This is a genomic window from Rubrivivax albus, from assembly GCF_004016515.1.
Lineage (GTDB): Bacteria > Pseudomonadota > Gammaproteobacteria > Burkholderiales > Burkholderiaceae_C > Rubrivivax > Rubrivivax albus.
On record NZ_SACT01000001.1, the window covers coordinates 663884 to 689769 of the forward strand.

At 69.7% G+C, this 25886-nt stretch carries 26 protein-coding genes; 15 read left to right on the forward strand and 11 right to left on the reverse strand.

Annotated features, from left to right (window positions below):
• Window positions 1–79: 79 nt before the first annotated feature.
• Window positions 80–2773 carry a TonB-dependent receptor gene (locus ENE75_RS03040; RefSeq protein WP_233258892.1) on the reverse strand — a complete coding sequence of 898 codons (2694 nt, stop codon included), beginning with the start codon at window positions 2771–2773 and terminating at the stop codon, window positions 80–82.
• Between the two features lie 213 nt (window positions 2774–2986).
• On the opposite strand from ENE75_RS03040, the gene ENE75_RS03045 reads away from it, so the two are divergent.
• The 11 genes from ENE75_RS03045 to rocF all read left to right on the forward strand — a co-directional run bounded on the left by ENE75_RS03045 (window position 2987) and on the right by rocF (window position 13454).
• On the forward strand, window positions 2987–4165 hold the full coding sequence (locus ENE75_RS03045; RefSeq protein WP_158288845.1) for a cyanophycinase: 1179 nt from the start codon (window positions 2987–2989) through the stop codon (window positions 4163–4165).
• Window positions 4162–5214, forward strand: a complete 1053-nt coding sequence (locus ENE75_RS03050; RefSeq protein WP_128195488.1) for a GlxA family transcriptional regulator — start codon at window positions 4162–4164, stop codon at window positions 5212–5214. Before ENE75_RS03045 ends, ENE75_RS03050 begins: the two co-directional genes overlap by 4 nt.
• Window positions 5211–6359, forward strand: coding sequence for an arginine N-succinyltransferase (astA, locus tag ENE75_RS03055; RefSeq protein ID WP_128195490.1), 1149 nt, complete (start codon window positions 5211–5213; stop codon window positions 6357–6359). Before ENE75_RS03050 ends, astA begins: the two co-directional genes overlap by 4 nt.
• Window positions 6356–7105: an arginine N-succinyltransferase gene (locus tag ENE75_RS03060; protein WP_158288846.1), complete on the forward strand. Its 750-nt coding sequence runs from the start codon at window positions 6356–6358 to the stop codon at window positions 7103–7105. Before astA ends, ENE75_RS03060 begins: the two co-directional genes overlap by 4 nt.
• Before the next feature lie 131 nt (window positions 7106–7236).
• On the forward strand, window positions 7237–8028 hold the full coding sequence (locus ENE75_RS03065; RefSeq protein ID WP_158288847.1) for a transporter substrate-binding domain-containing protein: 792 nt from the start codon (window positions 7237–7239) through the stop codon (window positions 8026–8028).
• A gap of 31 nt (window positions 8029–8059) precedes the next feature.
• Entirely contained in the window at window positions 8060–8746 is a 687-nt protein-coding gene (locus ENE75_RS03070; protein WP_128195496.1) for an ABC transporter permease, read from the forward strand.
• A gap of 17 nt (window positions 8747–8763) precedes the next feature.
• Window positions 8764–9450 carry an ABC transporter permease gene (locus ENE75_RS03075; RefSeq protein WP_375138466.1) on the forward strand — a complete coding sequence of 229 codons (687 nt, stop codon included), beginning with the start codon at window positions 8764–8766 and terminating at the stop codon, window positions 9448–9450.
• A 32-nt stretch (window positions 9451–9482) separates the two neighbouring features.
• Window positions 9483–10598, forward strand: coding sequence for a succinylglutamate desuccinylase/aspartoacylase family protein (locus ENE75_RS03080; protein ID WP_128195498.1), 1116 nt, complete (start codon window positions 9483–9485; stop codon window positions 10596–10598).
• A gap of 3 nt (window positions 10599–10601) precedes the next feature.
• Window positions 10602–11405 (forward strand): ABC transporter ATP-binding protein, encoded by an 804-nt coding sequence (locus ENE75_RS03085; protein ID WP_128195500.1) that lies wholly within the window; start codon window positions 10602–10604, stop codon window positions 11403–11405.
• A gap of 40 nt (window positions 11406–11445) precedes the next feature.
• Complete coding sequence (gene ocd, locus ENE75_RS03090) at window positions 11446–12507, forward strand: ornithine cyclodeaminase (RefSeq protein ID WP_128195502.1); 1062 nt, start codon at window positions 11446–11448, stop codon at window positions 12505–12507.
• Between the two features lie 5 nt (window positions 12508–12512).
• A complete protein-coding gene (gene rocF / locus ENE75_RS03095; protein ID WP_128195504.1) occupies window positions 12513–13454 on the forward strand; it encodes an arginase in 942 nt (313 codons plus the stop codon).
• A 333-nt stretch (window positions 13455–13787) separates the two neighbouring features.
• On the opposite strand, the gene ENE75_RS25040 is transcribed toward rocF, so the two are convergent.
• Entirely contained in the window at window positions 13788–13937 is a 150-nt protein-coding gene (locus ENE75_RS25040; RefSeq protein WP_199232202.1) for a PIN domain-containing protein, read from the reverse strand.
• Window positions 13938–13943: 6 nt separating this feature from the next.
• Here ENE75_RS25040 and ENE75_RS25045 point away from each other — a divergent pair, with 6 nt between their 5' ends.
• The 3 genes from ENE75_RS25045 (at window position 13944) to ENE75_RS03115 (ending at window position 16199) form a co-directional block, all read left to right on the forward strand.
• Complete coding sequence (locus ENE75_RS25045) at window positions 13944–14384, forward strand: type II toxin-antitoxin system TacA family antitoxin (RefSeq protein ID WP_199232203.1); 441 nt, start codon at window positions 13944–13946, stop codon at window positions 14382–14384.
• A complete protein-coding gene (locus ENE75_RS03110) occupies window positions 14381–14923 on the forward strand; it encodes a GNAT family N-acetyltransferase (RefSeq protein ID WP_199232204.1) in 543 nt (180 codons plus the stop codon). The genes ENE75_RS25045 and ENE75_RS03110 overlap by 4 nt, the downstream gene beginning before the upstream one ends.
• A 334-nt stretch (window positions 14924–15257) precedes the next feature.
• The gene (locus ENE75_RS03115) at window positions 15258–16199 is read left to right on the forward strand and encodes a hypothetical protein (RefSeq protein ID WP_199232205.1); all 942 of its coding nucleotides are present in this window, start codon (window positions 15258–15260) and stop codon (window positions 16197–16199) included.
• A 16-nt stretch (window positions 16200–16215) separates the two neighbouring features.
• Here the strand turns inward: ENE75_RS03115 and ENE75_RS03120 are convergent, their stop codons facing one another.
• Window positions 16216–17109 carry a DMT family transporter gene (locus ENE75_RS03120; RefSeq protein ID WP_128195508.1) on the reverse strand — a complete coding sequence of 298 codons (894 nt, stop codon included), beginning with the start codon at window positions 17107–17109 and terminating at the stop codon, window positions 16216–16218.
• Between the two features lie 4 nt (window positions 17110–17113).
• On the reverse strand, window positions 17114–17908 hold the full coding sequence (locus ENE75_RS03125) for a class II aldolase/adducin family protein (RefSeq protein ID WP_128195510.1): 795 nt from the start codon (window positions 17906–17908) through the stop codon (window positions 17114–17116).
• 90 nt (window positions 17909–17998) lie between these two features.
• On the opposite strand from ENE75_RS03125, the gene ENE75_RS03130 reads away from it, so the two are divergent.
• Window positions 17999–18907, forward strand: a complete 909-nt coding sequence (locus ENE75_RS03130; RefSeq protein WP_128195512.1) for a LysR substrate-binding domain-containing protein — start codon at window positions 17999–18001, stop codon at window positions 18905–18907.
• A gap of 49 nt (window positions 18908–18956) precedes the next feature.
• On the opposite strand, the gene ENE75_RS03135 is transcribed toward ENE75_RS03130, so the two are convergent.
• The 7 genes from ENE75_RS03135 to ENE75_RS03165 all read right to left on the reverse strand — a co-directional run bounded on the left by ENE75_RS03135 (window position 18957) and on the right by ENE75_RS03165 (window position 25877).
• Window positions 18957–19205: a hypothetical protein gene (locus ENE75_RS03135; protein WP_128195514.1), complete on the reverse strand. Its 249-nt coding sequence runs from the start codon at window positions 19203–19205 to the stop codon at window positions 18957–18959.
• 80 nt (window positions 19206–19285) lie between these two features.
• Window positions 19286–20323, reverse strand: coding sequence for a class II fructose-bisphosphate aldolase (fba, locus tag ENE75_RS03140; protein ID WP_128195516.1), 1038 nt, complete (start codon window positions 20321–20323; stop codon window positions 19286–19288).
• Between the two features lie 22 nt (window positions 20324–20345).
• Window positions 20346–21134: an HAD-IA family hydrolase gene (locus ENE75_RS03145; protein ID WP_128195518.1), complete on the reverse strand. Its 789-nt coding sequence runs from the start codon at window positions 21132–21134 to the stop codon at window positions 20346–20348.
• Window positions 21131–21820 (reverse strand): phosphoglycolate phosphatase, encoded by a 690-nt coding sequence (gene gph / locus ENE75_RS03150; protein WP_128195520.1) that lies wholly within the window; start codon window positions 21818–21820, stop codon window positions 21131–21133. Before gph ends, ENE75_RS03145 begins: the two co-directional genes overlap by 4 nt.
• The gene (tkt, locus tag ENE75_RS03155) at window positions 21817–23805 is read right to left on the reverse strand and encodes a transketolase (RefSeq protein WP_233258948.1); all 1989 of its coding nucleotides are present in this window, start codon (window positions 23803–23805) and stop codon (window positions 21817–21819) included. Before tkt ends, gph begins: the two co-directional genes overlap by 4 nt.
• A 101-nt stretch (window positions 23806–23906) precedes the next feature.
• A complete protein-coding gene (locus ENE75_RS03160; protein WP_128195524.1) occupies window positions 23907–24791 on the reverse strand; it encodes a phosphoribulokinase in 885 nt (294 codons plus the stop codon).
• A gap of 9 nt (window positions 24792–24800) precedes the next feature.
• Window positions 24801–25877: a class 1 fructose-bisphosphatase gene (locus ENE75_RS03165; protein WP_128195526.1), complete on the reverse strand. Its 1077-nt coding sequence runs from the start codon at window positions 25875–25877 to the stop codon at window positions 24801–24803.
• Window positions 25878–25886 lie beyond the last annotated feature (9 nt).

The window sequence follows — 25886 nt, forward strand, 5'->3', positions numbered from 1 at the left end:
GCGCTGCCGGCCCTCGGCCTTGACGAAGCCGCGAGGGCTGGCGCCGCGGCAGCCTGTTTCCGGGTTCTTGCTGTAGTTCTTACCTGAACGAGTAGGCGAGGCTCACGAATCCCGTTCGCCCACGCGGATCGGTGTAGGTCGGGTCGTAAGTCGACAGGAAGTAGTAGCTCTGGTTGGAGAACGGCGGCGCCTTGTCCAGCAGATTCAGCACGCCGGCACGCAGGGTCAGGGCCTTGGTCGGCTTCCAGCTGGCCGACAGGTCCCACAGGCTGTAGTCGCCCACCTTGCGCGTGGCGGTGTCCGGCAGGTAGCTGTCGTCGGTATGGCCGGAGTAATAGGTGTTGCCCAGCACGACGTTGAACGGGCCGCGCTCCCATTCCACCGACATGCGGTGCCGCCACCGCTGCACGGTCTGGTCGTTCAGGAACCGGCCGGCGTTCTCGATGAACGGCTCCGACTTCCCGAACTGCCGCTTGTACTCAATGATGTAGGTGCCGCTGAAGCTGGCGCCGAAGCGGCCAGCGGCCGTGGGATCGCCCTTCCAGTTGGCCTCAACGTCGATGCCCGATGTCTTCAGCGCTCCCTGGTTCTCCTTGCGCAGGATCAGCGTGGGGTAGTCGTCGGCCGGATCGCGCTTGATGTAGGCCGCGTAGCGCGTCGGGTTCTCGAGGATGGTCTTGCCCGACAGGTCGCTGATCAGGTCGGTCTTGTGGATGTTCCAGTAGTCCAGGCTGACGTTGGTGCCGCGGACCGGTTCGAACACCAGGCCGAGCGAGAACTGGCGGCTCTTCTCGGGCTTGAGGTCGGGGTTGGCCACCTTCTCGGTCGGGAACTGGTCGAAGTCACCCCAGACGTCGTCGTACAGGAAGGCGGGGCTGGTGCCGTAGCTGGTGGGCCGGTACAGCTCGCTGAAACTGGGCGCGCGGAAGCCCGTACCGGCCGAGCCGCGCACCAGCAGGGTGGAGGACGGCTGCCACTTCACGCCCAGCTTCGGGTTCACCGTGCTGCCCACGCGCTCATAGTGGTCGGCGCGCAGCGCCGCTTGAATCTCCAGGGTCTTGCTGACCGGCGCGTTCAGTTCAGCGTAGGCCGAGACGATGTTGCGCGCATAGGAGGTCGCCGTCAGCGGCGGGCTCGTACCGGTGCTGTCGCGGTCGCCACCGATGTTGTTGCTGACCAGCAGCGCCGATGGGGTGAAGTCCTGCTGTTCGCGGCGCAACTCCGCGCCCACGGCCACGCCGAGGTCGCCTCCGGCCAGCTTGCCTAACGTGCCGCTGAGTTTGCCGTCCAGGCCGGTGGTGCTGCCCGTGCTGCGGCGCGCCACGTCGTCCACCCGCAACGAGGCGATCTTGGCCTGGCCGGCAGCCGAACTGGCACCGAAGGGGTTGATCTCGCCGTTGCGCAGCGCCGTGGCGAACTCGTTGAACAGGAAGTAGCCGTTGACGTACCGGTCGGCCACCTTGTTCTCGGCGCGGCTAACCGCCACCGTGTAGTCCCAGCTGCCGAGGCTGCCTTCCAGGCCCAGCACCAGACGGTTGGCCTTGCTCGTCACCTCGTTGCTGCGGTTGCCGGCTTCGGTGGCGCGGAAGCGCACTTCGAAGGTGCTGTCATGCGTCACGGGCTTGGGCAGGTAGGGGTTGATCGCGGACCAGGTGACGCCGCTGACCGTGGTCGGGTTGGGCGAGAGCACATACAGGGTCTTCGCTTCAGCCAGCAGTGCCTCGGCGAACAGCTGCCTGCCGCCACCCAGCGACAGCACGCCGCGGCCCAGGAACGACACCTTGTCCGACTCGGGGTACAGCTCGGTGTCGGCCATGTAGTCGTAGCCGCAGGCCTGCGAGCCGATGACCGTGGTGTACACCGAAGCTGGCGGATTGCAGGTGGGCGAGAACAGGTTGACGGTGCGCTGGTTGTAGGGCACCGCCGTGCTGCTGCCCGGTGCGGTGAAGCTGTAGCCGGCGGCGTTGATGGCCGCCAGCTGTGCGTTGCGCGTTGCGGCCGTGCCCGACAGCCGGATGTTGCCGGGGAAGGGGCGGCTCGACAGATAGAAGGGCACCGTGTCCGCCAGCGGGCGGGCCATCAGCCAGTCGCGTTGCGTGCTGCGCAAGCCGTCCAGGTGCTGCACGTCGAGCGTGCCGAATACGTTGAAGCCGTCCCGGTCGACGTCGCCGACGCCGCCGCTGATCGAGGCCGCCAGCTTGCCTGCGCCGCCCTGCTGTGTGCCCGAGGCATAGGCACTCAGGTCCACGCCGCGGTAGTCCTTGCGGGTGATGAAGTTGATGACGCCGCCGATGGCGTCGGTGCCGTAGATGGCCGAAGCGCCATCCTTGAGCACCTCCACGCGCTGGATGGCGCCGGCCGGGATGTTGTTCAGGTCGACGCCCGCTGCGTCGCCTGGCGATGCGAAGTTCGCAAGCCTCCTTCCGTTCAGCAGCACCAGCGTACTGCTGACACCCAGGCCGCGCAGGTTGGCGCCGTTGAAGCCGCGTTGGCCGCCGGTGTTGTCGGTGATGCTGGCGCCGTCGCCCAGGTTGGCCGTGCTGGCGCTGATGTTGCGCAGAAGCTCGGCAGCGGTGGTCACGCCGCTCTTGTCGATCTCGTCGCGGCCGATGGTCTGCACCGGCAATGCGGTCTCCCCTGCCAGCCGCTTGATGCTGGAGCCCGTGATCACCACGCGCTGGGTGTCGCTGGACTGGGCGGCGGCCGACAAGGCCATCAGGGCGAGGACACCTGCAGCAATCGGGCGCAGGTCGTGGCGGGGCATGGATCGCATGGGCGCAGGTACTCCGGATGTTCGGGTGGGTGGGCCGGGGCGACTCTTGCAGGCTCCGCGGTGGGTGAGAACAGGCGTTGGAGCATGGCGTCGTCTGCCGTCAAGTCGGTGTCGCGAACGGTGAAGTCACGGCGCGCCAATGCGTTGCGGGGATGCCAAGATCCGGACATGCGCCGCCGATCCTGCCTGCCGGCCTGTCTGGTCCTTGTCCTGATGTCGCTTGCCTCCCTTGCCCAAGCCGCTGATCGACCGCCGGGTCAGACCGCCGGCGGCACGCTGGTCATCCTGGGTGGCGCGGTGAAGGACGGCAACGACGCGCTGTGGCAGGCCGTGGTACAGGCGGCCGGCGGACCCGGTGCCCTGGTGCTGGTGCTGCCCACCGCGTCTTCCGATCCCGAGGGCGCCGCACGGGCCACCCTGACCCAACTGCAGCGCCGGGGCGCCCGCGTCGAGGTGCTGCCTGTCGCGCCACGCTGGCCGGGCAGCAGCCTGGCGCATGCGCGGCAGCAGGCAAACGACGCTGCGTGGGTGGCCCGCATGCAGGAAGCCGGTGGTGTCTTCATGACCGGGGGTGAGCAGGACCGTCTGATGGACGTGCTGCGCCCCGATGGGCGCGACACGCCTTTGCTGTCCGCGATGCGCGCCCTGCTGGCGCGCGGTGGCGTGGTGGCAGGCACCAGCGCCGGCGCGGCCGTGATGAGCGAGACCGCCATCCGTGGCCTGGATGACCCGTTCGACGCCCTGCGCCGGCCGCTGAGTGCGGACGAACTGGGGCAGGGCTTCGGCCTGTTGCACGAGAGCGTGGTCACCGACCAGCACTTCCTGCGTCGCGGCCGGGTGGCCCGGCTGGTGCGCGTGCTGCTGCAAAGCGGTCGCGCCCTGGGCCTGGGCGTCGAAGAAGACAGCGCCGCGCTGGTGCGCCAGGGTGTGGCCGAAGCCGTGGGTGCACGCGGCCTGCTGCTGGTGGATGCCAGCGGTGCGCGGGTCGATGCCAGCGCACCGCTGCAGGTCCGGGGCCTGTGCCTGAGCTACGTCGACCGGGGCGACCGCTACGACCTGGTGCGCCGCCGTCTGTTGCCGCCAGCCACGCGCCAGTTGCTGAGGCCGGGCCCCGAGGCCGGCGCGGCCGGGTTCTACGGCGACATCCTGGGCGACAACATCGTGGTCGGTGCCATGGCCCGCGCCGCGGAAGGTCCCGGCCGGGCAGCGGTCGGTCTGGCCTGGCGCCAGGGCCAGGGCCTGGGCTTCGAGTGGCGCTTCAGTACAGACGAGCACACACGCGCCTGGGGTGGCCCGACGCGCGACGACCACACCATCGACGCGCTGCGGCTGGACATCCGTCCGGTTCGCCTGGCGCAGCCGGTCTACCGGGACTGGCGCCCAGACGAATGACGCCCGGCCCGCGCCGATTCGGATTCGCCGTGCTGCCCGGGCATTCGCTGCTCGGCTGCAGCGCGGCCATCGAGGCCCTGGCGGCGGCCAATGACGTGCTGGGTGAAGCGCGCTACGAGTCGACACTGTTGTCACTCGACGGCCGGCACGTGGCCGCCGCCTGCGGCACCCGCGTGCTGGTGCACTGCTGCCTGACCGACGCGCCGACGCTTCACGCCGCGTTGGTGGTCAGCGAGGGCCTGCCGGCGAGCGACGCCTCCGGCCAGCCTGACGGTGCCGTCACCGCTGTGACTGCCTGGTTGCGAGCGCAGGCTCAGGCGAGGGCCCTTCTGGGTGGCCTGGGGTGTGGGGCGGCGTGGCTCGCCGAGGCCGGCCTGCTGGGCGGGTACCGCGCCACCGTGCACCATGCGCAGGTGACGCAGGTCGGCGAACGCCATCCGCAGACGGTGTTCTCCAGCAACGTCTACGAGATCGATCGCGACCGCATCTCGTGCGGCCCGGGTACTGCCAGCCTGGACCTGATGCTGGCCTGGCTGGCGCGCGAGCACGGCGACGGCATCGTCGCGCCGCTGCTGGCGCACTTCGGGCTGGAACGGCTGCGCGCCCGAGACGAGCGCCAGCGTGTCCCGGCCGCGGCGCTGGTCACCAACGCCAAGGTCACCGAGGCGTTGGCGCTGATGCAGGCCAACCTGCAGGAACCACTGCCCACCGACGATATTGCACGGCTGGTGGGCGTGTCGAGGCGGCAACTCGAACGGCTGTTCAAACAGCATCTGGACGACATGCCCAGCCGCTACTACATCGAGCTGCGGTTGATGCGCGCGCGCCACCTGCTGCGCCACAGCGGGCAGTCCATCCTGCAGATCGGCCTGGCCTGCGGCTTTGCGTCGGCCTCGCGCTTCAGCAGCGGCTACCGCGCCCGCTTCGGGCACACGCCGCGCGACGAGCGCAGTGCCCGCGCCGCCGACTGGAAGGCACAGCGTGACCCCGCAGCCGGGCATCAACCCCTAGACGAGCGCGGCGCCGACAACGAGGACACACCCCGATGAACCCTCACCAAGCCCATCCACCGCCGGCCGAGTCGACAGCCGAGCGCTTCGTGCTGCGCGCAGCCGGCGCCGACGATCTGGATGCGCTGGAGCGCATGGCCCGCGCCAGCGCTGCCGGCATCACCACGCTGCCGCCCGACCGCGCGGCGCTGCAGACGCGGCTGGCACGCAGCGCGGTCAGCTTCGCCAGTGCCGACCAGCCAAGCGGCGAGGAGGTCTACATCTTCGTGCTGGAAGACCGCTGGCGAGCCGGGCAGGGCGTGGACCGGGTGGTGGGCACCTGCGCCATCACCGCATGCGCCGGGTTTGCCGACCGCTTCTATTGCTATCGCAACGAGACCCTGGTGCACGCCAGCGCGGCACTGCAGTCTCGCAACCGGGTGCATATCCTGCAGTTGTGCCATGCGCTGACCGGCACCACGCTGCTGTCGTCGTTCTACATCGACCCGGCCTACGAGCATGGCGTGGCGCCACAGCTGCTGTCGCGGGCACGGCTGCTGTTCATCGCCGAGTTCGCCGAGCGCTTCTCGGACCACATCGCATCCGAGAGCCCGGGCCTGGCCGACAGCGATGGCCGCTGCCCGTTCTGGGATGCCGTGGGCCGCCGCTTCTTCGACATGGACTACCCGCAGGCCGAGCGCCTGACCATGGGGCGCAGCAAGGCCTTCATCGCCGACCTGCTGCCCCAGGCGCCGATCTACGTGCCCCTGCTGCCCGAAGAGGCGCAGTGGGCCATCGGCCAGCTCAACCCGGTGGCCGAGGTGCCGTATGCCATCCTGATGGAAGAGGGCTTCGAGTCCGAAACCTATGTCGACGTGTTCGATGGTGGGCCGATCGTCGACGCGCCCCTGGCCACGTTGCGTACGGTGGTGCAGTCACGGGCCGCGCCCGCCCATTGGTCCGACGATGAATCCCATGGCGCGATGGGCTGGCACCTGGTGGCCACGACCCGGCGCGACGGCTTTCGCGCCATGTTGGCGCGGGCGCAATGGAAGGCAGGGCACTGGCGCCTGGCCGCAAGAGATGCCGAACGGCTGGGCCTGCAGGCGTCGACCGATCAAGGCGTGAGGCTGCGTGCCGCACCCCTGGCCCAGGCGAACGGAACCACGGTGCCACAGTGCATCGACGAAGGGGAAGCGACATGAGCGACCTGTCGCCCGCTGGGTGGACGGTGGAGGCCGCGCGTGCCGAGGAGGTCGCCGGCATGGTCGGCCTGGACGGCTGCGCGCTGCCAGCGCCCGATGCCGACGACCTCACCTGGGTGGTGCGCGCGCAGCCAGGCGGCGCCGCCCTGGCCACGATGCGGTGGCGACGCGGCAACTCGGACACCGACCTGCGAGCCTGGTTCCGGCTGGGCTGGGCCGTGCATGCGGCCGACGATCTGAAGCTCTTTCGCCGGCAACGCACCCTGCTGCTGGGCCATGACCTGACGGGCGCCGACGAACTCTACGGCTTCGCAACGGCGGCCGAGCTCGGCGAAGACCGGGCCACCGCGGCCTGGGCTGCGCTGCTGCGAGTCGCGCTGCAAGCCGTGACACCGGCGCTGGGCGACGAAGTGCGACCCTGCATCGCCCAGCTGCCGGGACTGCGCGATGACGCCGGCCTGTCGCCGGTGTGGCAGGCGCTGGGCCGCCACTTTCACGCGCAGGATCTCGATGCGGCGCAGCACCAGCACGGGCCCGGGTGGGAGCGGCACATGGCCACGCTGCTGCCGCGCCACCTGGTGTATGCGTCACTGCTGCCTGCCACGGCTCAGGGTGCGCTGGGACGCGCCGCTGCGTCGGCCCAAGCGCTTCGACAGGCCTTGGTGCAGGTGGGCTTCGGCTGGCGAGGCCATGTGGGCCTGGCCGACGGCGGCCCGGTGCTCGAACGCTGGCCATCGGGGTTCTGACGGACCGGATGGCCGCATTGCGACATGGCCTTGCCAGCCTTCGACATCGGCGGGGCAACCCTCTCGCAACATCGAGGCGGCTCGGGCAGAGTGCGGACCACTTTGCCACCAACCACCCAGCGCCCAGCCCCATGAACCACCTGAGCCGTCGCATCGTTCTTCTGGCTGCCACCGGAATGGCCCTGGCCCTGCCGCTCGCGGCCTCCGCGCAGGCCCCGAACTGGGCCAAGGTCCGGGTGGGTGTCGAGGGCAACTACCCGCCGTTCTCGCGCCTGGGCGCCGACGGCAAGCTGTCGGGCTTCGACATCGACATCGCGCTGGCCGTGTGCGAACGGATCAAGGCCGAGTGCACCCTGGTGCAGCAGGAATGGGACGGCATGATCCCGGCCTTGGCCGCGCGCAAGTTCGACATGATCGTGGCCTCGATGACCATCAGCGAAGAGCGCAAGAAGGCGGTCGACTTCTCCGATCCCTACTACGACGTGCCCTCGCGCTTCGTCGCCAAGGCCGGCGCCTTCAAGGACCACACGGCGGCCGATTTCAAGGGCAAGAAGATCATCGTGCTGCGCAACAGCCCGCGCGCCAAGTACCTGGCCGATCGCTACAAGGAAAGCGACGTGCTGCTGGTCAACAAGGAAACCGACATCTACCTCGAGTTGGCCGCGGGCCGTGGCGACGTGGGCTTCGGCTCCAGCGTCGTGTCGTCCGAGGCCTTCCTGAAGAAGCCCGAGGGCAAGGGCTTCGCCCAGGTCGGCAGCACGGTGCGGCTGGAAGGCGGGGCCGGCGGCGTGGGCATCGCGTTCCGCAAGAACGAAGACGCACTGCGCGAGAAGGTGAACGGCGCGCTGAAGGCCATCAAGGCCGACGGCACCTACAAGCGCATGGCCGAGCGCTACTTCGACTTCGACATCTCGGGCAACTGAGACCGCGGCCCACGGCAGCGCCGCTCGCACCATGCTGCACGGTTACGGGCCCGCCCTGCTGGGCGGCTTGTGGACGACCTTGTCGGTCGCCGCCCTGTCGCTGGCGGCCGCCTGTGTCTTCGGGCTGGCGGGCGCCGCCGCCAAGCTGTCGCGATCGCGCGCGCTGCAAGGGCTGGCCGGCGGCTACACCACGCTGATCCGGGGCCTGCCCGACCTGGTGCTGATGCTGCTGATCTTCTACGGCGGCCAGATCGCGGTGAACGACCTGGCCGCACGCCAGGGCTGGGACTACATCGACGTGCCGCCGTATGCCGCCGGGGTGCTGACGCTGGGCTTCATCTATGGCGCCTACCTCACCGAGACCTTTCGCGGCGCCATCCTGGCGGTGCCGCGTGGCCAGTCCGAAGCCGCACTGGCCTTCGGCATGACGCGGCTGCAGGTGTGGCGGCGCATCGTGCTGCCGCAGATGGTGCGGCACGCGATTCCGGGCTTCACGAACAACTGGCTGGTGATGGTCAAGGCCACCGCGCTGGTGTCGATCATCGGCCTGGACGACCTGGTGCACAGGGCCAACCTGGCCAGCGCGGCCACGCGCGAACCCTTCACCTTCTTCGTGCTGATTGCCGGGGTCTACCTGGCGATCACCACGGTGTCCCTGCTGGCGCTGGCCTGGTTGAACCGGCGCTTCAGCCTGGGCGTGCGCGAGGTGAGGTTCTGATGCTCGACCTCGAGGTCATCCGCCAGAGCCTGCCCGACTTCGGCCGCGGCGTGCTGATGTCGATGCAGCTGCTGGCCCTGTGCCTGGCCACGGGCTTCGTGCTGTCGGTGCCGCTGGCCATGGCGCGCATCTCCAGCCGGCGCGTGCTGGCCTGGCCGGTCTGGGTCTTCACCTACGTGGTCCGCGGCACGCCGCTGCTGGTGCAGATCTTCATCGTCTACTACGGCCTGGCGCAGTTTCCGGCCGTACGCGAAAGCGTGCTGTGGCCGCTGCTGCGCGAGGCCTGGTTCTGCGCCTGGCTGGCCTTCAGCATCAACACGCTGGCCTACACCACCGAGATCATCGCCGGTGCCCTGAAGGCCACGCCTGCGGGCGAGGTGGAGGCCGCACGCGCCTATGGGCTGGGCGGTTGGCGCCTGTACAGGCGCATCCTGCTGCCCAGCGCGCTGCGGCGGGCGCTGCCGCAGTACGGCAACGAGGTGGTCAGCCTGATGCACGCCACGTCGATCGCCAGCACCGTGACGCTGGTCGACGTCACCCGCGTGGCGCGCGATGTCTACGCCAACCACCTGCTGCCCGTGGAGGCCTTCGGCACCGCGGCGGTGATCTATTTCGTGCTCACCTTCGTCATGGTCGGCGGCTTCCGCTGGCTGGAGGGGCGCTACCTGCGCCACCTGCAACCGCAGGCCGCGGCCTCGCGCTGAACCAGCCTCGCCAACCAGTTCCTACCTTTGCCATGCTCACAGAAACCCACGCCTTGATCGGCACGACGCCTGGCCTGCGCGCCGAGCTGAACGTACTGCGCTTCGGCGGCGCCGGCAGCGGGCCCAAGGTCGCCATCCAGGCGGCGCTGCACGCCGACGAGGTGCCCGCGTTGCTGGTGGCCCAGTGCCTGCGCGAGCGCCTGGCGGCGCTGGAAGCCCAAGGGCAGTTGTTGGGTGAAGTGCGCCTGCTGCCGGTGGCCAACCCCATTGGCCTGGGCCAGCGGGTGCTAGGCCACCACGAGGGCCGTTTCGACCTGCGCGACGGCCTCAATTTCAACCGCGGCTTCAGCGACCTGGCGGCCCGGGTGCCTGACGGGGTGCATAACGCACTGGGTGCAGACCCCGCAGCCAATGTCGCGACCTTGCGACGCGCCCTGCGCGAGGCCGTCCTGGCGCTGCCGGTGCAGACGCCGACCGCGCACCTGAAGCAGCAGCTGCTGCTCAATGCCGTCGAGTGCGACATCGTGCTTGACCTGCATTGCGATTCCGACGCCGTGGTGCACCTGTATGCGCTGGACGTGCACGCGCCGCTGGTGGCCGAGCTCGGTGCCCGGCTGGGCGCCCAGGCGGTACTGCTGGCGATGGACAGTGGCGACGGCCCCTTCGACGAAGCTTGCAGCCGGCCCTGGATCCTGCTGCAGCAGCGCTGGCCAGACTTTCCCATCCCACCCGCCTGCTTCGCGGCCACGGTCGAGTTGCGGGGCGAGACCGATGTCGGCTTCGCCCAAGCCGACGCCGACGCCGAGGCCCTCATCGGGTTCCTGCGCGCCAGAGGCGTCGTCGCCGGCGCCGCGGACGCGCCGCCGCCGCCACGTTGCAAGGCCACGCCGCTCAGCGCGTCGGAGCCCATCCACGCGCCGCACGCCGGCATTGTGGTGTTCCAGGCCACTCCCGGGCAGTCGCTGGCCGCTGGTGACCTGGTGGCCACACTGGTTGACCCGACCACGGGCCGGCGGACCGCGCTGCACACCGAGGGCGGCGGGCTGATGTACGCCCGCATCGCCACGCGCTGGGCCGCGGCCGGCCAGCGGTTGGCCAAGGTGGCGGGCCAAACGCTGCGCCGCAGCGGCAATCTGTTGAGTGCCTGAGACATGAACCAAACGGGTCACACCTTGACTTCGGCCGAGCCGCCGCCGCAACTGCATGCCGAAGGTATCGTCAAGCGCTTCGGCAGCGTGGAAGTGCTCAAGGGCGTGAGCCTGCAGGCCCGTCGCGGCGACGTGATCTCGATGATCGGCGCCAGTGGTTCGGGCAAGAGCACCTTCCTGCGCTGCCTGAACCTGCTCGAGCAGCCCACCCGCGGGCGGATCTCTCTGGGTGGCGAGGAATTGCGCCTGGTGTCGGATGGGCAGGGCGCCCTGCGCGCCGCCGATGCAGCCCAGTTGCAGCGGCTGCGCACGCGCATGGCGATGGTGTTCCAGCACTTCAACCTGTGGGCGCACATGACGGCGCTGGAAAACGTCATCGAGGCGCCCATCCAGGTGCTGGGCCTCGGAAGGCGCGAGGCCGTCGACCGTGCCGAGGCCTACCTGCAGCGCGTGGGCGTGCACCACCGGCGGGATGCCTACCCGGCTCACCTGTCTGGGGGCGAGCAGCAGCGCGTGGCCATTGCCCGCGCCCTCGCCATGGAGCCGGACGTGATGCTGTTCGACGAGCCGACATCCGCGCTCGACCCCGAGTTGGTGGGCGAGGTGCTGCGCGTGATGCGCGGCGTGGCCGACGAGGGCCGAACGATGATCGTCGTGACGCATGAGATGGGCTTCGCCCGCGAGGTCAGCAGCCAGGTGGTCTTTCTGCACCAGGGAGAGATCGCCGAGCAGGGACCGCCCGACGAGGTGCTGCTGCACCCGCGCAGCGAGCGGCTGCGCACCTTCCTGGCCAACTCGCTGAAGTAACGGCGCTGGCGAGCGGCGCAGCCAGACGAGAGAGCGAAACATGGTGGACTACATCGGCATTGCCGACATTCAGCGACTGCTGGCCGACATCGGCCTGGGTCCCTTCATCGAATGCCTGGCGGGGCAGATCGAAGACGACTACCGGCGTTGGGGCGAATTCGAGAAATCGGCCCGCCTCGCCAGCCATTCGGCGGCCGGGGTGATCGAGCTCATGCCGACCAGCGACGGGCACCTGTATGCTTTCAAGTACGTCAACGGTCATCCGCGCAACACCGATGAGGGGCTGCTCACCGTCACGGCCTTCGGTGTCCTGGCCGACGTGGCCACCGGCTACCCGCTGCTGCTGTCGGAGCTGACGCTGTCCACCGCCTTGCGCACGGCGGCCATGTCGGCATTGGCGGCGCGCTGGATGGCGCGATCCGACAGCCGCGTGATGGCCCTGATCGGCAATGGCGCGCAAAGCGAGTTCCAGGCGCTGGCCTTTCGCCAGCTGCTGGGCATCGAGGAGCTGCGACTGTTCGACACCGACGGTGCCGCCACGGCCAAGCTGATGCAGAACCTGCGCCAGATGGACGGGATGGACGGGGTGCGGCTGACCCGCTGCGCCGGCGCGGCGCAGGCCTGCGCTGGCGCAGACATCGTCACCACCGTGACGGCGGACAAGCGCCTGGCGACGGTGTTGACGCCGGACATGGTCACCCCCGGCATGCATCTCAATGCCGTGGGCGGCGACTGCCCTGGCAAGACCGAGCTGCATGCCGACATCCTGCGCCGACCGGATGCGCGCGTGGTGGTGGAGTTCGAGCCGCAGTCGCGCATCGAGGGCGAGGTGCAGCAGATGCCGGCCGACTTCCCGGTGCTGGAGTTCGCCGATGTGGTGCGAGGCATCGCGACTGGGCGGGCAGATGCCGGTGAAGTGACGGTCTTCGACTCGGTGGGCTTTGCGTTGGAGGACTACTCGACGCTGTGCCTATTGCACCGGATGCTGCGCGAGCGGCCGGGCACAGGGCGGCAGATCGACCTGATCCCCACCCTCGACGACCCGAAGGACCTGTACGGCGGCACCCTGCAGGCCCGACGGCGACTGCGGCGTGCCGCTTGAGCCCCATGCCCACGACCCGCACGCGGTCGCGCATCAGCCTCATCGGCGCGCCGACGGACATCGGCGCAGGCTCCCGCGGCGCCAGCATGGGCCCGGAGGCGCTGCGTGTCGCCCGCCTTGGGGCTGCCCTTGAAAGCCACGGGCTGGAGGTGGTCGACCGCGGCAACCTCTCCGGCCCAGCCAACCCCTGGCAACCCGCGGTGAACGGCTACCGCCACCTGCCAGAGGTCACGGCCTGGAACCTGGCGATTCACAACGCCGTGTGGGCCGAGCTGCAGCAGGATCGGCTGCCGATTCTGTTGGGCGGCGATCATTCGCTGGCCATCGGCAGCATCAGCGCGGTGGCCCGGCATTGCCGCGCGACGGGCCGCAGGCTGCGCGTGCTGTGGCTGGATGCCCATGCCGACTTCAACACCCATCGGCTCACGCCCAGCGGCAACCTTCACGGCATGCCGCTCGCCTGCCTGTGCGGCCATGGCCCGGCCGAGCTGGTGCGCCTGGGCCTGGCGATGGACCAGCAAGCCGCCATCGCGGCGCGATGCGTGCGGCAGATCGGCATCCGTTCGGTCGACGCCGGCGAGAAACGCTTCGTTCACGAGATGGGCCTCGAAGTTTTCGACATGCGCTTCATCGACGAACACGGCATGCGCCACGCGATGGAACTGGCCCTCGCCACGCTGGACGCCCAGACGCATCTGCACGTGAGCTTCGACGTCGATTTTCTCGACCCAGGCATTGCGCCGGGCGTGGGCACCACCGTGCCCGGTGGACCGACTTACCGCGAGGCCCAGCTGTGCATGGAGATGATCGCCGATACGGGCCGCCTGGCCAGCCTGGACGTGATGGAGCTGAACCCGGCGCTGGACCATCGCAACCAGACAGCCGAGCTGGCCGTGGACCTCATCGAGAGCCTGTTCGGCAAGAGCACGCTGATGCGGCAGCCATGAGCTGGCCCGATGCCGATCGGCGCCTGCTGTTGTCCACGCCTCGCCTGGGGCCGCAGGCCATCGAACGACTCGAACGTGCGGGCATCCGATCGCTGGGCGAACTGCGAGCGGTGGGTGCCTCAGTGGCTGTCGAGCGAGTCTGTGGCCAGCTGGGAAGCACGGCATGACGCAACCGACGGCAGGCGCTGGAGCGGTTGTGCAGCGCAGGGAAAGACGAAGGGTGAAGCACGGCGTCGACGTGGCCGCCGGTCAGGCCGACCCGATCCAGTCTTCTGTCAGCAAGCCGGGCACCCGCTCGAACTCACTGAGGTTGTTTGTCACCAGCGTGAGCCCTTAGCTGCGCGCATGGGCGGCGATGTGCAGGTCGTTGATGCCCATCGGTAGGCACGCCATCTCCAGCGCGCTGCGAATGGCGCCGGAGTGCAGCGAGGCCTTTGCGGTGTAAGGCAGCACGTCGAGCAGGCTGGCGAACTCCTCGATCACCGCCAGGTGCTGCGCGACCTTGGTACTCTTCTCGGCGTCGTGGACAAGCTCGCTCGAACAGGGGAGCTTACGGGTACGCTGACCTTCCCGTGCTCCGACCGGTTCCCCGCACCAGCCGGGTTGGCGCTTCGTGATCGTGTATGCTATTGTCATACGCGCCAGAGAGGTATCCTCGTGCCAACCGCTTCCGCCGCCGTTCTGAGTGTTCGCGTCAGTGCCAGCGAACGTGCCTTGCTGGAGGCTGCTGCCGAACAGGCCAGCACCAACCTCAGCGACTTCGTGAGGCGGCGTGCGCTCGAAGCGGCCGAGACCGACCTGCTGAATCGCCGCATCGTGACGATTCCAGCGAAGGACTGGGCCCGGTTCGAGGCCTGGGCCAGCTCGCCTGCGCGGGAAGTTCCGGCGCTTCGAAAACTGTCCAAGACTCGCCCCGTCTGGCAGAAGTGACCGCAGGCGCTATCCCCTCGATAGCCGCCTTCACGCCGCCGCGACCCCTGGCGGCTGATGACGACACGGCGGCGTTCGATTGCGGGCGCGACGCGTTGAACCACTGGTTTCGGCGCCATGCCTGGCGCAACCAGGAACTGGGGGTCTCGCGGACCAGCGTGATCTGCGAAGCGGAGACTGGCGGCATCGTCGGCTACGTGAGCCTGTCGACGGCGCAGGTTGAGCGAGCCTGGTTGCCGAAGGCGCAGCAACGCAATCGTCCCGACCCGCTGCCCGCCATCCTGCTGGGCCAGCTGGCGGTCGATCGGCGGTGGCAGGGGCAGGGCATTGCGCGATCATTGATGTTCTACGCGCTCACAACAGCGGTGCGCCTGTCCGAGCAAGTCGGCTGCTTCTGCGTGCTGACGCATCCGCTGGATGACGATGTGCGGGCGCTCTATGCGGCCTTCGGATTCGAGGACCTTCCGTTCGATCCTGCACGCAGCATGGCGGTTCGGATCGCGGATCTGGTTCGTAGCGGCTTTGGGGCAACTGGCTGAGCTTGCGTCTCCAAGCTGTCTGGCTCCATGCGGCGTGACGTGCCATTGCGATGGCGACCCGGTCGCACCAGAATGGCGGCTGCTGGTGGTCTCACGAAGTCCCGTTCGGACTGGGGGAACAGACAGGGGAACAGCGCGAGATGCTTCCTGCCTTTTCTCAATGAGATCAACAGCTTAGGTCGCCGTTTTGGTTCCCATCAGCCACCCCACCGAATCGTCTTGACGCATCCCGGCCCTGTTGCCTCCGGCACCAGGGCCGTTTTGTTTGCGGCGCCCCGGGTCAATCCGGACGGATGCGCCGGAACGCAGCCGCGTCGATGTGCGACGATGATGCATGATCCTCCGGCCTGTACGTGCCACGGTCTTCGGCCTGTTCTGCGCGGCCGTCGGCGTGGGGGTGCGGGCCGAAGCACCGTCCGCCGAGGAGGCCGGGCCGCCCGAGGCGCTGCGCACATCGGTGCGCCAGACGGCGCTGTGGCTGGCCCGCGGCGTGGACAGCTGGTTCGGCGACAAGCCCTTCAGCGACGGCGGCAGTGTCACCGAGGGCCGGCTCGGCCTGAGCCTTCTGCACCGCCCTGACGAGGACAGCGCCTCGGTGCGCTTCAACGCCCGCTTCCGGCTGCCCAATCTCGAGGACAAGGCCTACGTCTTCGTCGGCCGCGACAACCCGCGGGAGGTCATCAGCGACCAGCCGGGCGCCTTCACGCGGCCCCAGCGGCTGCAGCCGGAGGACCGGGATCAGACCAGTTTCTTCGCTGGCGTCGGCGTGTTGCTGCGTGAATCGACGGACCTGCGCGTCGGTTTCCGGGGCGGCCTCAAGCCCTATGTGCAACTGCGCTACCGGCAGCCATTGATGCTGGGCAACCAGAAACTGGCAGAGTTCCGCCAGACCTTCTTCTGGACCGTGGACGACCATCTGGGGTCGACCACGGCCGTGTCCCTGGAGCGCGCCGTGCATGCCGACCTGGCGGTGCGCTGGCTGGTATCGGGCACGGTGACGCAGGCCTCACGACGGCTGGGCGTGTCGAGCAACCTGGGCGCCTACCGGTTGTTCGGCCAGCAGCGACAGCTGGCGGTCGAGTTGATCGCCACGGCCGAACAGCACACCGGCGTCGGCCTCACCGACTACGGCGTGCAGGCCCGCTGGCAGCAGCCGGTGTACGCCGACTGGCTGGTGGGTGAGGTGCTGGTCGGCCACTTCTGGCCACGGGCCAACGACAGCGTGCCGCGCGACCCGGGCTGGGCGGCAGGGTTGTCGCTGACGCTGCACTTCTAGCGAGCGCGCCGGCGGGTCAGCGCCGCAGCCCCAGCCAGATCACGGTGCCCACCACGATGCCGGCACCCAGCAGCTGCACCGGTGCGATAGCCTGGCCCAGGAACACCCAGGCCAGGCCGAGTGCGAACACCGGCTCCACGTTCATGATCGCGGAATTGCCGACCACGCCCAGGCGCGGCAGCACGGTGAACATGATCGTGAACGCGGTGCCGTAGAGCACGGTCAGCAGGCCCAGGCCCCACCAGCCCGGTGTCGCTTGCGGCCAGTGGAAGCCGCCCTGTGTGCCCACCGCGGACAGGGCGAGCAGGCCCACCAGGCCCATGGTGGTGGCGGTGCGCAGCCGGCCGTCCAGGTCGCCGGCCTCGTGCTGGGTCCACACCAGTGCCAGGCCGAAGGTGATGGAGGCCGTCAGCGCGAAGGCCACGCCAGCGCCGATGCGTCCCCACTGCGCCGCCGCGCCCAGGCCGGAGGCGGCGCCCAGCACGTCCAGCGCCAGCGCCAGGCCCAGCAGCAGCACCGGCATGGCCAGCAGAACGCGGCGCTCCGGCCGGTGGCCGTAGAGCAGCCGCGCCCACAGCGCGGTGCTCAGCGGGTAGGTGTTGAAGGCCAGCAGCGCCAGCGCCACTGGCAGCCGCGCCACCGCCGAGTACAGGCAGAAACTCTGCAGCGCGATCAGCAGTCCGATGGCCGGCAAGGCGCGCCGGTGGCGGGGTGTCAGTGTCCTCGGCACAGCCTGCAAGAACACCAGCACGCCGACCACGAGGGCGGTGACGCCGCTGCGGAACGTCACGGCGGTGAGCACGTCCACGCCGTGGTCGAAGGCCAGGCGCGCGGCCACGTGGTTCGCGCCCATCATCAGCGCGATCAGCAGCAGCGTGGCGAACGCCGCCGGGGACAGGCGGGTGCTCAACCGGTCACGCGCACAGCTGGTCCAGCGTCACGCCGGCACGCCGCACCGCGGCGCCGAAGACCTTAGGGTAGAGGTCACCCTGCGGGTCGCTGTCCTGCACGTTGCGCGACGACTGGGCGCGCGCCGCGTCGCTGAGGCGCAGCGTCTCGCCCGGCATCGCATGCGCCAGCGCCTGCACGTGGCAGGCGCTCTGCAGCACGTAGTACCAGTAGAAGGCGCTGGCCACGCTGTGCTCGGCCACCAGCAGGCCGTGGTTGCGCAGGATCATCACCGGCTTCGTGCCCAGGCTGGCCACCAGGCGCGGCTGCTCGGCGGTGCTCGTCGTCACGCCCTCGAAGTCGTGGTAGGCCACGCGCCCGTCAAGAAAGGCGGCGTAGAAGTTGTCCGGGGCCAGACCCTCCGCCTTGCAGGCCACGGCCACGCCGTGGCGGTCGTGGGTGTGGATCACGCAGTGGGCGTCGGGCCGCGCGGCGTGGATGGCGCTGTGGATCACGAACCCGGCACGGTTGATGCCGTAGGCGGTGTCGTGCAACGGACGGCCGGCCAGGTCCACCTTGACCAGGTTGTGGGCCGTGACCTCGCCATAGTGCAGGCCGAAGGGGTTGATCAGGTAGGCCGGCGCGCCTTCGGGGCCCACCACGCGCACCGTGATGTGGTTGAAGATCTCCTCGGCCCAACCGCGGGCGAAGAAGACACGGTAGCAGGCGGCCAGCTCCAGGCGAGCCTGCCATTCGCTGGCGTCCATGCCGGCGGGGCGGCAGGCCGCGGCGGCATCGGGGTCGAAGAGCGGGGTCGTCATGGTGAGTCTCCTTGGGACGGACGGCACTGTAGAACCCGGCGGAAGGCGACGCCAATGCCAGATTGGCCAGGGTGATAACCTGAGAGCATCATGACCCTGCAGCAGGTGCTGGACTTCCTGGCCGTGGCCGAACACGGTGGCCTGCACGCCGCCGCGCGCAGTCGCGGGCAGACGCAGCCGGCGCTGAGCCGCTCGCTGCGCCGGCTGGAGGCCGACCTGGGCGCGCCGCTGTTCGAGCGCCACGCCGGTGGCATGCGGCCCACGGTCTTCGGCCAGCGCTTTGCCGTGCATGCGCGGCGGGTCGCGGCCGAGGCGCAGCAGGCGCGCGACGCCGTGCGCCAGCTGCGCGGCGAGGCCGGCGGGCAGGTGCGCTATGGCAGCTCTGCGGCGCCGGCACTGCTGCTGGCGCCGGCGGCCATCGTGCGCTTCCGGCGTCGATGGCCCGACGTGGCCTTGCAGGGCCGCAGCGGCCTATTGCACGCGCTGGCCCCGGCGCTGCGTGACGGTGATCTGGACTTCGTGATCGCACCGCTGCCGGCGGGTCCATTGGACCCGGGCCTGCAGGCCCGGCCGCTGCTGGTCAGCGAGACGGTGCTGGTGGCGCGGCGCGACCATCCCAAGGCACGGGTGCGCACGCTCAAGGCGCTGGCCGACACCGCCTTCGTGGTGGCGGCACCACCCGGGCTGCCGGGGGCCGGCATCCACGCGGCCTTCGAACGGGCCGGCCTGGGCCCGCCGCGCGTCGCGCTGCAGACGGACGGTCTCGTGGACACACTGGCCATGCTGGCCGCCGGGGAGGGCGTGGCCATGCTGCCGGCCGCGCTGCTGAAGGCCGGGCTCCTGCTCGAGCCGCTGGTGCGGCTGCCGGTGGAGGAGGAACTGCCGCGCTATGCCGAGGCGCTGGTGACCCGCCGTGATGGCAGCCTGACCCCGGCGGCGCAGGCAATGGCCACGGAGTTCGAGCGCGAAGCCGCCTACCTGGGGTTGACGCCAGCCTGAGGCTGGCGCTGCGTTTGCCCCGCCTGCAAGGCGGGGCCGGGGCGTGCGGTCAGGTGGTGGCCGCGGTCACGCCGAGACAGCTGTTGCACTTGCCCAGGCCGCGCAGTCGCGGGTCGGGCTTGCCTTCGCCGGTCTTGAAGTTGGCGTGGCACTTGATGCACACGTACATCTTCGAGCTGGACATCATCGGCTTGACGCCGGGCTCGGCGTTGGGCCGGGCGGCCGTGTACTCGGCCTGGGTCTGGCGGAGCTTCGGGGCGGAGGGGTCGGCGGGGGTCGTAGCGCGTTTGGTGGCCATGGCGGTTGGAAACGGCGGAGGACCGGCCGCAGAGGCCGGCACAAAACCCGTATTGTCCGCCAGAAACCGAATTGCCCGCCTCAGCGATACCTCGGAGCCATCTTCTCTAGGGGGAGGGGCTTGATCTTCGCCGCCATTCCGGCGCAGCCAAAGGCCTCGAAACGCTGCGCGCAGACGCCCTGCGCCGCGGTGCGCGCCGCCTCCAGCGCCTTGCGCGGGTCGAACTCCGAGCGCTTGGTGGCGAACAGCTGGCGCATCGCACCGGTCATCGCCAGGCGGATGTCGGTGTCGATGTTGACCTTGCGCACCCCGCTGGCGATGCCACGGCGGATCTCCTCCACCGGCACGCCGTAGGTCTCCGGCAGCTCGCCGCCGTACTCGCGGATGATGGCCAGCCACTCCTGCGGCACGCTGGACGAGCCGTGCATCACCAGGTGGGTGTCGGGGATGGCGGCGTGGATGGCGGCGATGCGGTCGATGGCCAGGATGTCGCCGGTGGGCGGGCGAGTGAACTTGTAGGCGCCGTGGCTGGTGCCGATGGCGATCGCCAGCGCGTCGACACCGGTGGCGGCGACGAAGGCCTTGGCCTCCTGCGGGTCGGTCAGCAGCTGGTCGTGGCTGAGCGTACCCTCGGCGCCGACGCCGTCCTCCTCGCCGGCCTGGCCGGATTCCAGCGATCCCAGGCAGCCGAGCTCGCCTTCCACCGACACGCCCACCGCGTGCGCGATCTCGCAGACGGTGCGCGTGACCTCGACGTTGTAGTCGTAGGGTGCCGGGGTCTTGGCGTCGGCCTTCAGCGAGCCGTCCATCATCACGCTGGTGAAACCCGAGCGGATGGCCTGCACGCAGACCGCGGGCGACGCGCCGTGGTCCTGGTGCAGCACCACGGGGATGTCCGGGTGGGTCTCCACCGCGGCCAGGATCAGGTGGCGCAGGTAGGCCTCGCCGGCGTACTTGCGCGCGCCGGCCGAGGCCTGCAGGATCACCGGCGACTGCGTGGCCTGCGCCGCCTCCATGATGGCCTGGACCTGTTCCAGGTTGTTGACGTTGAAGGCGGGCACGCCGTAGCCGTGTTCGGCGGCGTGATCCAGCACCTGGCGCAGGGAAACGAAGGCCATCGGGGGGTTCTCCTTTAAGTGACTATCCGAACTGCGAAACGCTGTCCATCTCCTGGTGCCAGGCCTGCAGGTCGTCCAGCGTGACCGGGCCCGAACCGCTACCCGCCGTGCCCGCCAGCGCCGGGCGCCAGCCCTGGCGCGTGTGCAGGCCGGGGCCGATGGCGATGGCACCTTCGATGGTGGCGTTCGCGAAATAGGCGCTGCGCGGCACGACCACCGGCACCTCGGCGGCCAGCGCCGCGGCCACGCCACCGGGCGAGTCCTCGATGGCCACCGCCTGCAGCGGGTTGAGGTCCAGCGCCTGCAGCGCACGCAGAAAGACCTCGGGGTCGGGCTTCTTCTTCGAGACGTCCTCGCCGCAGACCGCGACCTCGAACACCTCGCGCCAGGCCTTGCCGAAGTGCAGCCCCAACAGGGCGTCGACGTTGGCGCGGCTGGTGGTGGTGGTGACGGCCTGGCGGATGCCGGCGTCGCGCGCCTCGTCGATCAGTTCTCGCACGCCCGGGCGCAAGGGGATACCGCTGTCGCGGACGAGCGCCGTGTAGATGGCGGTCTTGCGGCGGTGCAGTTCCTCCACCAGCGCGTCGCGCTCGGCGGCGGTGGGGGGCGCGTCGGGCCGCTGCGCCATGTCGGCGCGCAGGCGTTCGCGGCCGCCGGTGATGTTGAGCAGGTGGCCGTAGTAGGTCTCGTCCCAGCGCCAGAGCAGCCCCATGGCCTCGAAGGCCTGGTTGAAGGCGATGCGGTGGCCGTCGCGCTCGGTCTCGGCCAGCGTGCCGTCGACGTCCCAGAGGATGGCTTTCAGCGTCGTCATGTGGTTTCCTTCGGTGCGCTCGGGGCGAGCAGGGGGCTGAAGTCGGCGATCACGCGGTCGGGACCGCAGGTCGCCACGGGTTCGCCCCCGTTGTATCCCCAGGGCAGCAGCCAGGCAACGATGCCCGCACGGCGGGCAGTGGCGGCGTCGATGGCCGAGTCGCCAACGAACAGCGCCCGCGCGGGTGCCACGTCGAACTCGCGCAGGCAGGCCTCGATGCCTGCCGGGTCGGGCTTGCGCGTGGCCAGGGTGTCGCCGCAGACGATGCGGTCGAAGGGGCTGCGCAGGTCGTGCGCATCGAGCACGCGGTCGGTGTAGCGCGTCTCCTTGTTGGTGACGATGGCCAGCTTCGTGCCCTGGGCCCGCAGGGCGGCCAGCGTCTCGCGCACGCCTGGGTAGAGGCGGCTGCGCGTGCCGCAGCGCGCGGCGTAGTAGCGGTCGTACACCGTGCCGATGGCGGCCAGTTCCGGGCTGCTGCGCACCAGCTCCGGCGTGCGACCACTGGCGCGTGCGATGGCCTGCACCAGCAGCGCGCCGGTGCCGTGGCCGATCCAGCGGGCCACCTGCGCTTCGTCCACCACCGGCCAGCCGTAGGCGCGCAGCGTGTCGTTGACGGCGTCGGTGATCTCCGGCGCGGTCTCGACCAGCGTGCCGTCGAGGTCGAAGCAGACGAGGTCGAAGGTCATCGCAGGACGCGCTTCACCGCCTGGACCACGGCGTCGGCGGTGATGCCGAAGTGGGCATACAGCGCGGGTGCCGGCGCCGATTCGCCGAAGCTGGCGATGCCGACCACCGCGCCGCGGCGGCCGACGTACTTGCGCCAGAGGTCCGGGTGCGCTGCCTCTACGGCCACGGCCGGCAGGTCCGGTGGCAGCACCGCGTCCTGGTACGCTGCGTCCTGGCGGTCGAAGACGCTGGTGCTGGGCATGGAGACCACGCGCACCCGGATGCCTTCGGCGGTCAGCTGCTGCTGCGCCTTCACCGCCAGCTGGGTCTCCGAGCCGGTGCCGATGATCACGGCCTGCGGCGGTCCACCGTCGGGGGCATCGGCCAGCACGTAGCCGCCGCGCTGCACGTCGGCCGCACGTGCGGCGTCGTTGCCCAGGCTCGGCAGGTTCTGGCGCGACAGGCACAGCGCGCTGGGGCCGTCGCGGCGTTCCAGCGCCTGCGCCCAGGCCACGGCGGTCTCCAGCGCGTCGGCCGGGCGCCAGACGTCGAGCTGCGGGATCAGCCGCAGCGACGGGATGTGCTCCACGCTCTGGTGCGTGGGGCCGTCCTCGCCCAGGCCGATGCTGTCGTGCGTGAAGACGTGGATCACGCGCTGCTTCATCAGCGCGGCCATGCGCACGGCGTTGCGGCTGTAGTCGCTGAAGGTCAGGAAGGTGCCGCCGTAGGGGATCAGCCCGCCGTGCAGCGCCATGCCGTTCATCAACGCGGCCATGCCGAATTCGCGCACGCCGTAGCTCAGGTGGTTGCCCGGGCGGTCGCGGCCCGCCAGCGTGCAGCCCTTGAAGTTGGTGAGGTTGGAACCGGTGAGGTCGGCGCTGCCACCGAAGACTTCGGGCAGGCCCGGTGCCAGCGCGTCCAGCGCCTGCTGGCTGGCCTTGCGCGTGGCCACGTTGTCGGTCTTCGCGGCGCCCTCGAAGGCGGCCATCACCCGTTGACACCAGTCGGTGGGCAGGTTGCCGGCCATGCGGCGCTCGAACTCGGCGGCTTCGGCCGGATGGGCGCTGCGGTAGCTGTCGAAGCGCAGCTGCCATGTGCGTTCGCGCGCCACACCGGCTTCGCGGGCGTTCCACGCCGCAGCCACGTCGTCGGGCAGTTCGAACGGTGCCGCCGTCCAGCCCAGCGCCTCGCGCGTTGCCGCTACCTCGGCGGCGCCCAGCGCGGCGCCGTGCACGTCGTGCGTCCCGGCCTTGTTCGGCGAGCCCTGGCCGATGACGGTCTTGCAGCAGATCAGCGTCGGCTTGCCATCCGCGCGCACCGCCTGGGCCTTGGCCACGGTGATCGCGGCATCGACCGCCTCGACGTCGTGCCCGTCCACGGCACGGATCACGTGCCAGCCCAAGGCCTCGAAGCGTGCCGGCGTGTCGTCGGCGAACCAGCCTTCAACGTGGCCGTCGATGCTGATGCCGTTGTCGTCGTAGAGCGCGATCAGCTTGGAGAGGCGCAGCGTGCCGGCCAGCGATGCGGCCTCCTGCGCCACGCCTTCCATCAGGCAGCCGTCGCCCAGGAACACCCACGTGAAGTGGTCGACGATGGTGTGGCCGTCGCGGTTGAAGTCGGCGGCCAGGCGGCGTTCGGCCAGCGCCATGCCCACCGCGTTGGCGAAACCCTGGCCCAGCGGGCCGGTGGTGGTCTCCACGCCCGGCGTGACGCCGACCTCGGGATGCCCGGGTGTCTTGCTGTGCAGCTGGCGGAAGGCCTGCAGTTCGGCCATCGGCAGGTCGTAGCCGGTCAGGTGCAGCAGCGCATAGATCAGCATCGAGCCGTGGCCGTTGCTGAGGACGAATCGGTCGCGGTCGGCCCAGTGCGGATTGGCGGGGTTGTGCTTCAGGTGGCGGTGCCACAGCGCCACCGCGATCTCGGCCATGCCCATGGGCGCGCCCGGGTGGCCGGACTTCGCCTTCTCCACGGCATCGACGGCCAGCATGCGGATGGCGTTGGCCATCCGGGATTCGATGGTGCGGGTGCCGGCGGCGCGCGGCCGCCCGGAGCCGCCGGGCGCCCCCTCGGGGGGCAGCGAACGCATGTGAGCTTGGGGGCTCGTCATCAGAGGGCCCCCAGCGCGCGCTTGCGCCGTTCCATCATGCGCCAGATGTAGGGCGTGAAGATCAGCTGCATCGCCAGTTCCATCTTGCCGCCTGGCACCACCAGCGTGTTCGCGCGGCTCATCCACGAGTTGTTGATCATGTTGAGCAGGTACGGGAAGTCGATGCCCTTGGGGTTGGCGAAGCGGATCACGCAGATGCTCTCGTCGGCGCTGGGGATGTCGCGGGCGATGAAGGGGTTGCTGGTGTCCACCACCGGCACGCGCTGGAAGTTCACGTGGGTGTGCTGGAACTGCGGGCAGATGTAGTTCACGTAGTCCGGCATGCGGCGGAGGATGGTGTCGGTCACCGCCTCGGCGCTGTAGCCGCGCACGTGCTTGTCGCGGTAGAGCTTCTGGATCCACTCCAGGTTGATCACCGGCACCACGCCGATCAGCAGGTCCGGGTAGCGCGCGATGTCGACCTGCTCGGTGACGACGGCGCCGTGCAGGCCTTCGTAGAACAGCATGTCGGTGCCGTCGGGCAGGTCCTCCCAGGGCGTGAAGGTGCCGGGCTCCTGCTTGTACGGCGCGGCTTCGCCGGCGTCGTGCAGGTACTTGCGCCGCTTGCCGGTGCCCGTCTCGCTGTAGCTGCGGAACAGGTTCTCCAGCTCCGGGAACAGGTTGTTGTCGGGGCCGAAGTGGCTGAAGTGCTTGTCGCCGGATTTCTCAGCCTCGGCCTGGCGCGCGCGCATCTCCTTGCGGTCGTAGCGGTGGAAGCTGTCGCCCTCGATGACGGCGGCGCTGACGTTCTCGCGCCGGAAGATGTTCTCGAAGGTGCGCGTGACGCTGCTGGTGCCGGCGCCGCTGGAGCCGGTGATGGCGACGATGGGGTGGCGTTCTGACATGGTTCTTCCTCAATCCCGAAACAGGCTGCGCTCGGCAAACAGGGGCGCCGGCGACTCCTTGGTCTGCGGCTCGTGGTGGTAGCGCTCGATGCGCTCGACCTCGTTCTTCGAACCGAACACCAGGCCGATGCGCTGGTGCAGCGACGAGGGCTTGACGCCCAGCATCGGCTGGCGCCCGGTGCTGCAGCGGCCGCCGGCCTGCTCCATCACCATGCCGATGGGGTTGGCCTCGTAGAGCAGGCGCAGGCGGCCGGGTTTGGCCGGGTCCCGGGTGTCGCGCGGGTAGAGGAACACGCCGCCGCGCATCAGGATGCGGTGCGCTTCGGCCACCATGCTGGCGATCCAGCGCATGTTGAAGTCCTTGCCGCGCGGGCCGCTGCGGCCGGCCAGGCATTCGTCCACGTAGCGCTTCACGGGCGGTTCCCAGAAGCGGCTGTTGCTGGTGTTGATGGCAAATTCCTGCGTGTCCTCGGGCACGCGGATGCCGGGGTGGGTGAGCTTGAACTCACCGATGCCGGCGTCCAGCGTGAAACCGACGACACCGTTGCCCACGGTGAGCACCAGCATCGTCGTCGGGCCGTAGAGCGCGTAGCCGGCGGCGACCTGGGTGGCGCCGGGCTGCAGGAAGTCGGCCTCCGTCACGTCGCGCCCGCTGTCGATGACGTCGTCCGGCGCGCGCAGAATTGAAAAGATGCTGCCCACCGAGACGTTGACGTCGAGGTTGCTGCTGCCGTCCAGCGGGTCGAACACCAGCAGGTACTTGCCACGCGTGTAGGGCTCGGGGATCTGGTACGGGTCGTCCATCTCCTCGGACGCCATGCCGGCCAGGTGGCCGCTCCACTCGGTCTGGCGGATCAGCATCTCGTTGCTGATGATGTCCAGCGGCTTCTGCGCCTCGCCCTGGACGTTCACCGTGCCCCCCTTCGGGGCCTCGGCCAGCGCACCCAGCGCCACCTGCCGCGCGATGGCCTTGCAGGCGATGGACACGTCCAGGATCAGCGCGTTGAGCTCGCCGCTGGCCTGCGGGAAGCGCCGGCGCTGCTCGATCAGGTACTGCGTCAGCGTCTGTTTCTTCGACAGGGGCACGGCGGCCTC